The organism is Janthinobacterium sp. LS2A, assembly GCF_036543145.1.
In the GTDB taxonomy this organism is placed as follows: Bacteria; Pseudomonadota; Gammaproteobacteria; order Burkholderiales; family Burkholderiaceae_D; genus Janthinobacterium; species Janthinobacterium aestuarii.
Genome location: NZ_JAZHPB010000002.1, coordinates 1 through 12,655, shown reverse-complemented (window position 1 = coordinate 12,655; position 12,655 = coordinate 1). Strand labels below are relative to the sequence as shown.

At 65.0% G+C, this 12,655-nt stretch carries 12 protein-coding genes; 5 read left to right on the top strand and 7 right to left on the bottom strand.

Annotation, left to right across the window (positions count from 1 at the left end; all coding sequences use genetic code 11):
- Positions 1–220 precede the first annotated feature (220 nt).
- Positions 221–1,252 carry an adenosine deaminase gene (locus tag V3C40_RS05865; protein ID WP_331776865.1) on the top strand — a complete coding sequence of 344 codons (1,032 nt, stop codon included), beginning with the start codon at positions 221–223 and terminating at the stop codon, positions 1,250–1,252.
- A 36-nt stretch (positions 1,253–1,288) separates the two neighbouring features.
- Positions 1,289–3,820, top strand: coding sequence for an ABC transporter permease (locus tag V3C40_RS05860; RefSeq protein ID WP_331776864.1), 2,532 nt, complete (start codon positions 1,289–1,291; stop codon positions 3,818–3,820).
- An 8-nt stretch (positions 3,821–3,828) separates the two neighbouring features.
- Here the strand turns inward: V3C40_RS05860 and V3C40_RS05855 are convergent, their stop codons facing one another.
- Positions 3,829–4,836 carry a response regulator gene (locus V3C40_RS05855; RefSeq protein WP_070303594.1) on the bottom strand — a complete coding sequence of 336 codons (1,008 nt, stop codon included), beginning with the start codon at positions 4,834–4,836 and terminating at the stop codon, positions 3,829–3,831.
- Positions 4,837–4,839: 3 nt separating this feature from the next.
- Positions 4,840–6,159: a sensor histidine kinase gene (locus tag V3C40_RS05850; RefSeq protein ID WP_331776863.1), complete on the bottom strand. Its 1,320-nt coding sequence runs from the start codon at positions 6,157–6,159 to the stop codon at positions 4,840–4,842.
- Between the two features lie 163 nt (positions 6,160–6,322).
- Between V3C40_RS05850 and cqsA the strand changes: the two genes are divergently transcribed.
- Positions 6,323–7,567: an alpha-hydroxyketone-type quorum-sensing autoinducer synthase gene (gene cqsA, locus V3C40_RS05845; RefSeq protein ID WP_331776862.1), complete on the top strand. Its 1,245-nt coding sequence runs from the start codon at positions 6,323–6,325 to the stop codon at positions 7,565–7,567.
- A gap of 3 nt (positions 7,568–7,570) precedes the next feature.
- Here cqsA and V3C40_RS05840 read toward each other — a convergent pair whose 3' ends face one another.
- The 3 genes from V3C40_RS05840 to V3C40_RS05830 are packed head-to-tail and all read right to left on the bottom strand — an operon-like array spanning position 7,571 to position 9,724.
- The gene (locus tag V3C40_RS05840; RefSeq protein ID WP_331776861.1) at positions 7,571–8,038 is read right to left on the bottom strand and encodes a MarR family winged helix-turn-helix transcriptional regulator; all 468 of its coding nucleotides are present in this window, start codon (positions 8,036–8,038) and stop codon (positions 7,571–7,573) included.
- Positions 8,039–8,095: 57 nt separating this feature from the next.
- The gene (locus V3C40_RS05835) at positions 8,096–8,443 is read right to left on the bottom strand and encodes a GIY-YIG nuclease family protein (RefSeq protein ID WP_331776860.1); all 348 of its coding nucleotides are present in this window, start codon (positions 8,441–8,443) and stop codon (positions 8,096–8,098) included.
- A 12-nt stretch (positions 8,444–8,455) separates the two neighbouring features.
- Complete coding sequence (locus tag V3C40_RS05830; protein WP_331776859.1) at positions 8,456–9,724, bottom strand: MFS transporter; 1,269 nt, start codon at positions 9,722–9,724, stop codon at positions 8,456–8,458.
- Positions 9,725–9,855: 131 nt separating this feature from the next.
- On the opposite strand from V3C40_RS05830, the gene V3C40_RS05825 reads away from it, so the two are divergent.
- Positions 9,856–10,251: a group II truncated hemoglobin gene (locus tag V3C40_RS05825; RefSeq protein ID WP_034754244.1), complete on the top strand. Its 396-nt coding sequence runs from the start codon at positions 9,856–9,858 to the stop codon at positions 10,249–10,251.
- A gap of 4 nt (positions 10,252–10,255) precedes the next feature.
- Positions 10,256–11,617, top strand: coding sequence for a DNA recombination protein RmuC (gene rmuC / locus V3C40_RS05820; RefSeq protein ID WP_072455416.1), 1,362 nt, complete (start codon positions 10,256–10,258; stop codon positions 11,615–11,617).
- A gap of 27 nt (positions 11,618–11,644) precedes the next feature.
- Here rmuC and V3C40_RS05815 read toward each other — a convergent pair whose 3' ends face one another.
- A complete protein-coding gene (locus tag V3C40_RS05815; RefSeq protein WP_331776858.1) occupies positions 11,645–12,436 on the bottom strand; it encodes a hypothetical protein in 792 nt (263 codons plus the stop codon).
- Between the two features lie 57 nt (positions 12,437–12,493).
- Positions 12,494–12,589, bottom strand: coding sequence for a PEP-CTERM sorting domain-containing protein (locus V3C40_RS05810; RefSeq protein WP_331777334.1), 96 nt, complete (start codon positions 12,587–12,589; stop codon positions 12,494–12,496).
- Positions 12,590–12,655: the final 66 nt, after the last annotated feature.

The window sequence follows — 12,655 nt, the reverse complement described above, 5'->3', positions numbered from 1 at the left end:
AATTTCAATGAACCTTTGTAGGCCTTTTAAACCATCATACGACAATTCGCCAGCGCGTGCCGATGCCGGCCGTGGCGCTGCCGCAGCCGGCGCCATGGCGGCCGGTCGCCGGTGAGGCTGGCCATCTTGCGCTAAGATGCCTGCATGTCTGATGGCCCTGCGCGCCGCGCGTGCGCGTGCGCGAGCCAGCATTTTTATCGTCACCCTATAAGGAACACCCATGATGAACCCCCAATTGCGCGCAATCGTCCGCGGCATGCCGAAGGCCGAACTGCATATCCATATCGAAGGCTCGCTGGAGCCGGAACTGATTTTCGCACTGGCAGCGCGCAATGGCGTGCCGCTTGGCTATGAATCCGTGGAACACTTGCGCAGCGCCTATGCTTTTACGGATTTGCAGTCTTTTCTCGACATTTATTACGCTGGCGCAAGCGTGCTCTTGAAAGAGCAGGATTTCTACGACATGACGCAAGCCTACCTGCAGCGCGCCGAGGCCGATAAGGTCTTGCACACAGAAATCTTCTTCGATCCGCAAACCCACACGGCGCGCGGCGTGGCCATGGCCGACGTGATCAACGGCATCCACCGCGCCTGCCAGGACAGCCCCGTCAGCGCGGCCCTGATCCTGTGCTTCCTGCGCCACCTGAGCGAGGAAGAAGCGTTCGAGACCCTGGAAGACGCCTTGCCGCACCGCGACAAATTCATCGGCATCGGCCTCGACTCGTCGGAAGTGGGCAACCCGCCCGAGAAATTCTCGCGCGTATTCGCCCGTTGCCGCGAGCTGGGCCTGCACCTGGTGGCCCACGCGGGCGAGGAAGGTCCGCCAGCCTACATCCGCACGGCGCTCGACGACTTGCAGGTCGAACGCATCGACCATGGCGTGCGCTGCCTGGAAGACGCGGAACTGACGGCCCGTTTGGCGCGCGAACAGATCGCCCTGACCGTCTGCCCGCTGTCGAACACCAAGCTGCGCGTGTTCGACCAGATGCATGACCATAACCTGGTGCAACTGCTCGACGCCGGCCTGCTGGTGACGGTGAACTCGGACGATCCCGCGTATTTCGGCGGCTACATGAACGACAATTTCGACGCCATCTTCGACGCGCTGCCACTGGGCCTGTCCCACGCGCATCGCCTGGCGCGCAACGGTTTCATCGCCGCCTTCCTGCCGCAGGCGCAGAAAGACGCCTTCCTCGCCACTGTCGATGCGTATTTCGCCCAGCACGCAGCCGCCCACGGCATCGCGCAATAACGCATCACAACCAACTCGCATAAAGACCCGCCGCCCATGTTCCGCCTCTCCCTGAAAATGACCGGCCGCGACTGGCGCGCCGGGCAACTGCGTTTCCTGCTCGTCGCGCTGATCGTCGCCGTGGCGGCCCTGTCGGCCGTCGGCTTCTTCGTCGACCGCCTGCGCGCGGGTTTGAACCGCGACGCGCACCAGCTGCTGGGGGCCGATCTCGTCATCAACGCCGACCAGCCCGTCAATGCGGCGTGGCGCGCCGAGGCGCTCAAGCGCGGCTTCATCCTGGCCGATACGGTGACGTTTCCCAGCATGGCGCAAGCGGGCGAGGGCGAGCAGTCGCTGTCGCAGCTGGCGTCCATCAAGGCCGTCTCGCCCGGCTACCCGCAGCGGGGCAAGCTGAAAATCACGACCAAACTGAGCGAAGCGCAGGATGCCGTGGGACGGCCCACGGACCTGGTGCCGGCGCCCGGCACCCTGTGGGTCGATGCGGCGATTCTGTCCAGCCTGAACGCCAAGCTGGGCGACACCCTGACCCTCGGTGACAAGGCATTTACGGTCACGCAACTGATCGCCAGCGAACCGGACCGCGGCGCGTCCTTCTTGAACTTCGCCCCGAGAGTCATGCTGCCCCTCGGTGACCTGGCCGCCACGGCGCTGGTGCAGAACGGCTCGCGCGTGTCGTACCGGCTGCTGCTGTCGGCGCCACCGGCCAAGGCCGCCGAGCTTGCGCAGTATCAAGCCAGGCTGGAAAGCCAGATCAAGACGCAGGCCATCAAGGGCGTGCGCATCGAATCGCTGGAATCGGGCAGCCCGCAGATGCAGTCGACCCTGGACCGCGCCGACCGTTTCCTGTCCCTCGTCGGCTTGCTGTCGGCCATGCTGGCGGCTGTCGCCGTGGCCATGGCCGCGCGCCGCTTCATGCTGCGCCACCTGGACGCGTGCGCCATGCTGCGCTGCCTGGGATTGACGCAAAACCAGGTCACGGCCATGTACGTGATCGAATTTCTGCTCGTCGGCCTGGCTGGCAGCGTCGTCGGCGTGATAGTGGGTTTCGGCGGCCACCTGGTGCTGCTGGAGTTATTGGGAAAACTGGTGCAGAACGACTTGCCGCCCGTGTCCATGCTGCCCGCGCTGCAAGGCGTGGCCACCGGCATGCTGCTCTTGCTGGGTTTTGCCCTGCCGCCGATTTTGCAGTTGCGCAATGTCCCGCACAACCGCGTGATCCGCCGCGAGCAGGAGCCGCCGCAGGCGCTGGCCGTGGCCACGTATGGCCTGGGCATCGCCGCCTTCGTCGTGCTGCTGTTGTGGCAGGCGGGCGACGTGAAACTGGCGCTGCTGACGGCGGCCGGTTTCCTCGGCGGCTTCGCCCTGTTCGCGCTGGCCGGCTGGCTGGGCATCAAGTCGCTGAAAACCCTGCGCGGCGTTTTCAACCACCAGGGCTGGCGCTTTGCCGTCACGTCCTTGCAGCGCCGCCCGGGCGCCACCGTCATCCAGGTGGTGTCGCTGGCCCTGGGCTTGATGGCCTTGCTGCTGCTGACGGTGGTGCGCGGCGACCTGATGGTGGCCTGGCGTAATGCCACGCCGCCGGACGCGCCGAACCGTTTCATGATCAATATCCTGCCCGAACAGAAAGAGCCGATCGCCGCGCGCCTGTCGCAAGCGGGCGTGGCCAACGCGCCTTTGTATCCGATGATACGCGGGCGCCTGGTGGCCGTGAACGGCAACGCCATCACGGAAAGCACCTACGAGGATGACCGCGCCAAGGGCCTGGCGGACCGCGAATTCAACTTGTCGACGATGGCCACCATGCAGGAAGAAAACAAGCTGGTGGCCGGCAAGTGGTTCGCCAATGCGGCAGGCGCGCCTGCCGAAGCGTCGGTGGAAGAGGGCATCGCCAAGACCCTGAAGCTGAAACTGGGCGACAAGCTGCGCTTCGACATCGCCGGCCAGCCCGTGGAAGCGGCCATCACGAGTTTGCGCAAGCTGGAATGGGGTTCGATGCGCGTCAATTTCTTTGTCATCATCAACCCTGCCGCCATGGCGGACACGCCGCAGACGTGGATCACGGCGTTTCACCTGCCGCCCGCGCAGGCGGACCTGGGGAATGCTCTGCTGCGCGACTACCCGAACCTGACGGTGGTCGACGTGGGCGGCGTGCTCAAACAGATTCAGGGCGTGCTGGACCAGGTGGTGACGGCCGTGGAATTCCTCTTCGCCTTCACCCTGGCCTCGGGCTTGCTGGTGCTGTATGCGGCCTTGATGGGTTCGCAGGACGAGCGCACGCGCGAAGCGGGCTTGCTGCGCGCCTTGGGCGCCACGCGGCGCCAGCTGGCGCAGGCGCAGCTGATCGAGTTTTCCCTCGTCGGCGCGCTGGCCGGCTTGCTGGCCGCATCGGGCGCGGCCGCCATGGGCTGGGCCCTGGCCACGTACCAGTTCAAGTTCGCCTGGAGCTTCGCGCCCGGCGTGTGGGCGTTCGGCCTGCTGGCCGGCGCCTTGTGCGCGATCGCCGGCGGCTGGCTGGGCTTGCGCAACGTGCTCAAACATCCGCCGCTGCAGACCCTGCGTGAGGGCTAATTTGCCTACTACGCGCTGATGCTGTCGCCCGCGCCCGCGCGCAAAAATTGCGAGTAGGACATGACTGCTTGCCCCAACTGGTGCGCCGGCACGTCGAACAGGGCCCAGAAATACGTCACGCTGCCCAGGCAGATGGTGGGCGCGGCGCAGTAGCGGAACCAGTTCTCGCCGATCTGCGCCGCGTACATGCCGTCGCTGTCGGCGTCGGAAAAGTAGGGAATCACGCGCATTTCCAGCAGCGCCAGCAGCAAGGATTCGGGCGCGTCGCTGTCGCGTGCCATTTCGTATTGCGTGTGCAGGCTGCGTTCCGTCTCGATGATCATCAGCTTGGCGTGGCCGTCGCGCGTGAAAAACAAGATGCCGCTGGGATTGGGAAAAATATAGTATTCGACAAAGCCATGGCGCTGGCACAGCTCGTGCACGACGGCGGCCAGCGCCTCGTCTTGCAGGAAACTGTAATCGTGCAGCATCAGCAAGTCGCGCACGGTGTCCGTTTGTTGCAGGAAGAATTCGCGCTGCAGGGCATGGATTTCCTGTTCCAGGATGTCGAGCGCATCGTCGTCGCTTTTCTTGATGTAGCGGTCGATCAAGCCCCGGTTGAAGGCCGTCACGGCCACTTTTTCATCGGCCGCCCCCGTAAATAAAATCTTCTTGCACGGCAGGTCGCGCACGGCCTCGCAAAATTCCAGGCCATTCATCTGCGGCATCGAATAATCGACCACTAGCACGGAGGGTACGGCAAAGCGCTGCGCCTGGCCGCTGATGCGCCAGATGCGTTCGATATCGAGCGCCACGTTGCATTGGTCGGGCGGCAGGTTTTGCGTGTCGAAGTTCACGTGCAGCGGCGTTTCGCCCGGTTGCGCGCTCTGGCGCAGCCAGTGCAGGGCGCTGCTGGTGTCGTGAAAAGTCTTGCGCGCCAGGCCGGGATCGAGCTGGAACGCCAGGCTTTTCAGGAAGGAATCGCTGTCGTCGATCAGTACGGTCAGGGTCGGATGGGTGTAGACGGGCAGTTGCATGCGTCACCTCGCGCGGTGGATGGATGGAAAACGGTTGTGCGTGGGCACGGGCAGGGGCTGGGGAAATTCCAGCACGAAGATGGCGTAGGCGCCTTCGCGCGCGACGCAGCGGATGCGCGCTTGCCAGGCTTGCATGATTTGCCGGCACAGGGCCAGGCCGATGCCGCTGCCGTTGTGCGAGGGATACGAATAGAAGCGGTCGAAGATCAGCGGCAGGCGGCTGGTGGCGATGCCGCAGCCCGTGTCGATGAACAGCAGGCGCGGCACGGGATGGGCGCCATCGATGATGATGCGCACGCGGCCCTTGCCCGCGCGGTGGATGCTTTTCAAGGCATTGCGCAGCAGGTTGAGCAGGATCACCACGCACAGTTCCGACTGGCCGGGAAACGTGAAATCGGCGCGCACGTCGACCTTGACGATGTCGCGCTGGGCCGTGCTGGTAAACGGATAGCGGCGCAGCACGGCCGCCACGCTGTCGTGCATGGCCACCGCTTCGTTCGCTTCGAGCTTGCGGTTGACGGCGCTGGCACTGAGCAGGAACAGATCGATCATGTGGTGCATATGGCGCACTTCGAACTGGATGCGCGCCAGCGCTTCCAGGCTGGCCGCGTCGGGTGGCTGGTCTTGCATGTTTTGCTGTAGCCCGCGCTGCAGCCCGCGCACGTTCGCCTCGACGCTGACGAGGGGCGTGCGCAATTCGTGTGCCACGCTGCCCAGGCCAGCCGCCAGCCCGGCCAGTTTCTCTTGTGCGCCCACGTTGCGCCCCACCTTGACCACGGACAGCACGGCAATCGTGAACCAGTGCACGGGTAATTGCTGCAAGACGTCGCCGCTGAGCAGGAAGGCGGGATCGCCGGCCACGGCAAACGCCAGGCAGGCCAGCAGGGTGCCGCTCAGGTAGGCGAGTATGGCGATACGCGTATCGAAGTGAAACAGCACGACCAGCGCCACCAGCAGCGAATGCACCCACATGGTCGAGGCATGGTTCATCAGGAACATGTACGTGAAGAAAAACGGCAGTTCGAAGGTCAGCCCCAGGAACAGGTAGACGCTGAACCAGGTATTGCTGAAGCGGTCGGGCCATAGCGCGGGCAGGAACAGCAGCGCCGCCACGATGCGCAGCAGCGACGATTCATATTCCTGCGGAAAAAAATAATGCCACAGCGCGTAGTACAGGGGCATGCCCAGCGCACCGATGAGCGCCAGCTTACGCACCTGTGCGCGCCGCACAGGCGTGTGTTCGATGGCGTCGTGGAAATGCAGGAAAGGCTGGAGCAGCTTGCCTTGCCATCGTTTTCCGGAAGGGGACTGCGCATGCTTCATGATCAGGGGGCGCGTTCGTTGAGGCGTGTCAATGCAACATGATCGGCGGGTTCCCTCTGTATCAGCAGGATATCGGCATAACTGTTGAGCTGTATCAAACTCTTGCCCGATGGCTCGCGCATGTTGGATGCGGTAGTTCCCTCGCAACCAATCAGGAGTTCCTATGTTAAACGCCATTTCCCCCCTGTCGTCCCGCGCCATCCACGCCGAACAACGGATGCCCGCCTTCGTGCATGCGCGCATGGATGAACACTACGTCGAGCGCATCGAGAAGCTGCTTGGCGGCCAGCATTTGCATGAATGGCAAGCCATGCCGGCCAGTGCGGTCATGCTGGCAGGTAATGATTACCTGAACATCGCCGGCGAGGCGGCGCTGCTGGCGGCCCAGGCGCGCGTCTTGCAGGGCGGCGGCGCCATGCTGATGTCGTCCGTCTTCCTGCAGGAAGGCAGTCGCCAGCACCGGCTGGAACAAAAATTCGCGGACTATCTGGGCAGCGAAGCGTGCGTGCTGGCGCAGTCGGGCTGGGCCGCCAACGTGGGCTTGCTGCAAAGCCTGGCCGGGCCCGGCATCCCCGTGTACCTCGATATGCAGGCGCACGCTTCGCTGTGGGAGGGCGTGCAATCGGCGCAAGCCGTGCCTGTTGCTTTTCTGCACAACGATGGCACCCACCTGCAGCGCCAGATCGACAAGCATGGCCCCGGCATCATCATCGTTGATGCGCTGTACAGCACGAATGGCAGCGTGGCGCCGCTGCTGGAGATGGTGGAAATCGCCGAGCGCAGCGGCAGCATGCTGATCGTCGACGAGTCGCACTCGCTGGGTACGCACGGCCCGCAGGGCGCGGGGCTGGTGGTGGAGCTGGGGCTGGCCGAACGCGTGCATTTCCGCACGGCGTCCTTGGCCAAGGCGTTTGCGGGCCGGGCCGGGCTGATTACCTGTTCGGCCCGTTTCAAGGGATATTTTTTGTCCGCCTCGCGGCCCGCCATCTTCAGTTCCTGCCTGCTCGAACACGAGCTGGCGTGGTTCGACGCGGCGCTCGACTTCATCCGCGCCGCCGATGGCCGCCGCGCCGCGCTGCACCGCCACAGCGTGCGGTTGCGCCAGGGGCTGATGGATCTGGGCTACAACGTCAGCGACGGCACCGAGCAGATCATCGCGCTGGAAGCGGGCAGCGAGCCCGATACCCTGATCCTGCGCAAGGCGCTGGAACGGCACGGCATCTTTGGCGCAGTCTTCTGCGCGCCGGCCACGCCGAAGAACCGCTCGCTGGTGCGCCTGACCCTGAATGCGGGCTTGCGCGAGGACGAGTGCGCCAGGGTGCTGGCCGCCTGCGCCGCCATCCGCGACGAGACGGGCATGGCGCGCTGGCCATCGACGCGGCGCCTGCGCAAGCTGGCGCTGGTGTAGACCTCAGACTTGGCCGGGCTGGTTGCCGGCGATGCCGTTCAATAGCAGGGACAGGGGCGCCAGCTGTTCCGCGCTGGCATTGCCCAGCAATTCCTGGCCCAGCGTCTGCGCCGTCGTATTCGCATGCGTCAGCAATGCCAGTCCTGCGGCCGTGATGGCGGCGTAGCCGACGCGGGCATCGCGCGCATCGGCCTGGCGCGCCACCAGTCCTATTTTTTCCAGCGGCATCAGCGAGCGCGTGATGCCGGACGCCGTCAGCGCCAGGCGCTCGGCCAGGTCGATGCGGCGCAGGCGTCCGCCGGGCGCCCGCTGCAAGTGGTACAGCAATTGATAATCGCCAAAGCTCAGGCCATGCAGATTGCCCAGGGTGCTGTCGAAGCGGCGCACGAGCATGGCCTGGGCGCGCGCCAGGCGCAGGCAAAAGTCCAGCGCGCTGCCGCCGTCCGGCGGCGGGGGAGTGAGATCGGTCATGACATCCTTTTCATTTGCTGCGCAGTGCGTGAGTGCGCAAGTGTAAAGCATGGCCGCTCAATAGCGTGATTGCCCCTGTTCCAGCAGCTGCGCCTGGTGCAGCGCCAGCAGGGCGTCCAGTTCTGCATCCGCATCGAAACCGGGATCGGCCGATGGCTTGACGGTGTCGATGATGTCGAAGCGGAAAGCCGCCTCGCCGTCGCGCCGCCAGTCCGCCTGCAGGCGCGCATTGCGGTGCGAGCCCAGCGCGAGTTCGAAGCGGTGGCGGTTCAGCGCGCCGGGCGCATTGCGGCTGCGTTCGAGCAGGGTGCGGCCGCTGGGCAGGTGGTGCAGCGCGATGATGCCCAGCGCGGGTGCTTGTTGCCGGTAAGCTGCTTTCAAGGCAGCTTGCTGTGTTTTATCCATGGTGAGACGTCCTCAAGCTTGGGTGATGTAATCGGTGCTTGCGATGCGCGCAATATCCGTGAGCAGGGCGGCGGCGATGGCGGCGGCCAGCAGCAGGGCGCCGCCGGCGCAGAACAGTTCGCCCACGCTCAGGTGGCGCAGCAGCGCGCCCGTGGCCGCTGCGGACAGCGGCGCCAGTCCCAGGAAGATACCCATGAACAGCGCCATCGCCCGGCCCAGCATGGCGGGCGCCACGCGCCGCTGTATCCAGGTAAAGATGGCCACCTGCACGTAGCCGCCCAGCAATCCCGTGACGGCCAGCAAGGCCGCGCCTTGCCAGGCTGTATCGATTTGCCCCAGCGCCATCAGCAGGATGGCGACGATGGCGTCAACGGCGAGCAGGGTGGCGCCGAAGCGGCGGCGCAGCCAGGCGCCACCCAGGCTGGACGCCAGCATGCCGGCCAGGGTACCGGCGCCGTGCGCGCCCATCAGCAAACCGAGCGCCGAGGCGCCGTGCAGGCGCTCGCTGGCCAGTACGGGCAGGGCCACTTGCAGCGGACCCATGACGAAGAACGCCACCACCGCCCAGTAGGCATAGCAGCTGCGCAAGGCCATGTCGCGCCACACCATGGACAGGCCCGCCGCCATGTCGCGCCACATGCCTTGCGCCGCCGTGGCCGCTGCCAGTGGCCGCAGGCTGACTTGCCGCAAGGTCCAGGCCGAGAACAGAAACGTCAGCGCATCGATGGCAAAGGCGGCGGCCAGCGCCGCCATGCCGGTTTGCTGCCCGCCATCGCGGGCGCCGAGCACGAGCGCCGCCAGCAGCGGGCCGGCCAGCAAGGACAACTGGCGCGCGCCCATCTGCAGGCTGTTGGCCGTTTGCAGCACTTGCGGCGGCACGGCTTGCGGCAGGATGGCGGTGCCGGTGGGAATGCCGAAGGCGGAGGCGACGCCCAGCGCCAGCGCGGCCGCATACGCAAGCGCCACACTGGCCTGGTCCAGCATCAGCAGGCCGGACAGTGCCAGCAGGATGGCGGCGTTCGCATATTTGCTCAGCAGCAGCACGCGCCGGGGCGAGTAACGGTCGGCGATGGTGCCGCCCAACAAGATGAGCACGGCGCGCGGCGCGCCCATCAGGGCCACGGCGATGCCCAGGCTGAGGCTATCGTTTGTCAGGCTCAGCACCAGCCAAGGCAGGGCCAGCATGCTGAACTGGTCACCGAGCATCGACACGAGGCCGCCGCCGAGCAGCCAGCGGAAATTGGTATTGCGTAGCAAAGGAGGTTGGACGGCGGTTGACATGCTGTTTTATCTCTCGTTAAAAATTGCATGATATTTGATAAAAGCTTGATTAGTCAAGTATATTGCCATTTATTGTGGCAGAGGGGGCTGGCGCCGCATGGGCCGCCAGCGCTTGCGCTATCATGGCGGCCATGACTGATACCACTGCCCCCACCCTGTACGAGACCATCGGCGGCGCCCCCGTGCTGCGCGAAATGGTCGACCGTTTTTATGACTTGATGGAGCTCGAGCCCGAGTTCGCCGGCATCCGCGTCATGCATCCGCCGTCGACGGACGGCTCGCGCGACAAGCTGTATTTTTTCCTGACGGGCTGGATGGGCGGACCGGATTTGTATATCGAGAAATTCGGCCACCCGCGCCTGCGCGCCCGTCATTTGCCGTATGCCATCGGTACCAGCGAACGCGACCAGTGGCTGCGCGCCATGGCCTGGGCCATGGAAGACACGGGTATCGAAGAGTCCTTGCGCGTGCGCCTGATGGAATCGTTCTATCAGACGGCCGACTGGATGCGCAACAAACCTGACTGATCCCATGAGCCCAATCGAGTTCTACAGCCTGCTGGGCGCCGCCATCGTCGCCATCGTCCTGTTGCTATTGATCTTGCTGCGCCCGCGTGGCGCGGCTGGCGATGGCGCCACCACCCTGGCCCTGGTGCAGCAGCACCAGCAGCAAAGCCTGGAGCGCATCGACCGGGTCGAGCGCGAAGTGCGGCTGCAGCTGCAGGCCTCGGCACAGGCCACGCGGCAAGACCTGGCGGCGGGCCTGGCGCAATTCCAGGCGGCGACCCTGCAACAGCTCGACAGCCTGCGCACGCAGATGCAGGCGCAGGGCAAAGTCGGACGCGAAGAACAGGCGCAAAGCCTGGCGCGCTTTGCCGAGAGTACCAATCAAACTCTGGCGCAACTGACGGAATCGAATGCCCAGCGCATGCTGGAAGTGCGTGCCACGTTGGAAAACAAGATCCGCGACTTGCAGGCCGACAATGGCGCGCGTCTGGAAGAGATGCGCAAGACGGTCGACGAGAAACTGCACGCGACCCTGGAAACGCGCCTGTCCGCCTCGTTCCAGCAAGTGTCGGAGCGGCTGGAAAAAGTCCATCAGGGCTTGGGCGAGATGCAGCAGCTGGCGCTGGGCGTGGGCGATTTGAAGCGGGTGCTCACCAACGTCAAGACGCGGGGAACGTGGGGCGAAGTGCAGCTGGAAATGCTGCTGGAGCAGGTACTCACTGTCGACCAGTACGCGAAGAATGTGGAAACCTTGCCGGGCAGCGGCGCGCGCGTGGAATTCGCCTTGAAACTGCCGGGCATGGTCGACGGCGGGCCGCCCGTGTGGATGCCGATTGACGCGAAATTCCCCAAGGAACAATACGAGCGTCTGGTCGAGGCGGCCGAGCGGGCCGATGCCGACGGCGTGGCCCTGGCCGGACGCGAACTGGAGCGGGCCGTGCGGGGCGAAGCGAAAACCATCGCCGAGAAATACCTGGCGCCGCCGCTGACCACCGACTTTGCCATCCTGTTCCTGCCTACCGAGGGGCTGTATGCGGAAGTGCTGCGCCGCCCGGGACTGGCCGACGAATTGCAGCGCGTGCACCGGGTCAGCATCGCCGGGCCGTCCACTCTGACGGCCTTGCTCAACAGCTTGCAGATGGGTTTCCGCACCCTGGCGCTGGAAAAGCGCTCATCGGAAGTGTGGCAGGTGCTGGGCGCCGTCAAGACGGAATTCGGCAAGTTCGGCGAGGTGCTGTCGCAAACCCGGCTGACCCTGGAAAAGGCGGCGAAGAATATCGAAAGCGCGGAAGTGCGCAGCCGGCAGATGGCGCGCAAATTGAAATCGGTGGAAGCCTTGCCGGGCGAGGCAGCCGCCTTGCTGCTGGGTAAGGCGGACGCCGAATAGCGCCGCTTCGTTCGCCGCAGCGGCCGGCTAAGTCTGCTGGTCTTGCTGTTCTTGCGCCATCTGATGGTTGACTAGTTCAGCGGTGATGCTGCCTGGCGCTTCGAGTTCGCGCTGTGCCAGTGTGCGCATGGCGTCATTCGCCAGGCCGGCAAGCAAGGCAGCGCCCAGTGCGTCCGCCTCGGCGCCTTGCCCGTGTCCACGCAGTATGGCAGCGGCGATCCGCACGTCTTTTGCCAGATTCATCAACTCCGCCGCCAGGCGCGGAGGCGTGCCCGGCGCAGGAAACAAGGGCAGGCTGGCGGACAGGGCATTGACCATATCGAGGTGCTCCAGCGGGGCGCGGTGATAGCGGTCCGCGAGCGCGAAATTGCCCGCCTCGACAACAGCTGGCAGGGCTTGCCAAGCGTATTGGCGCGCCAGTTCGGGGGCGCTGGCGTCCAGCTGGGCGAACAGGTCGGCGGTGGAGCGGGCATCGCCCAGCGTGTCGTTCATCTCGGCGATGAGAGAGAAGCGCGACCTGCGGCCAAACGTGCTGCCTGCCTGTGGCGCGCGGCTGTCGTGGTGGCCGAAATCATGCTGGCCCGACAGCAGCAACTGGATTTGCGCATCACGCTCCGCCTGCAGGGCGGCGTACGCTGGCGCGTATGCCTCGGCCAAAAACTTCCACTCCAGCATGACAATGAAATAGCTCGACCTTGCCGGATTCAGGGTTTGCCCGGCCTCGGCAAACAGCTGTTGCAGCAGCGGCAGCGCTTCCGCGTGCCGGCCTTCGTTGCGCAGTGCAACGAGACGTGTCGAACGGCTATCGATGTCGGGCATGGCGGTCCTTGTCTGGAATGCACCATAGTAACAAGTCCGCATACGGCTGGCTACGCCTCAAGCGGCATGCTTGCTGGCAAGGCGTTTTCTGGCGCCGAAGGCTGTCAGCGCCAGTCCCGCCAGCAGCATGGCCCAGGTTTGCGGTTCCGGCACGGCCGGCAAGACGGTCGGCACGGTCGGTGGCAAGGTAGGGATGATCACGGTGGGCGGCACGATGAT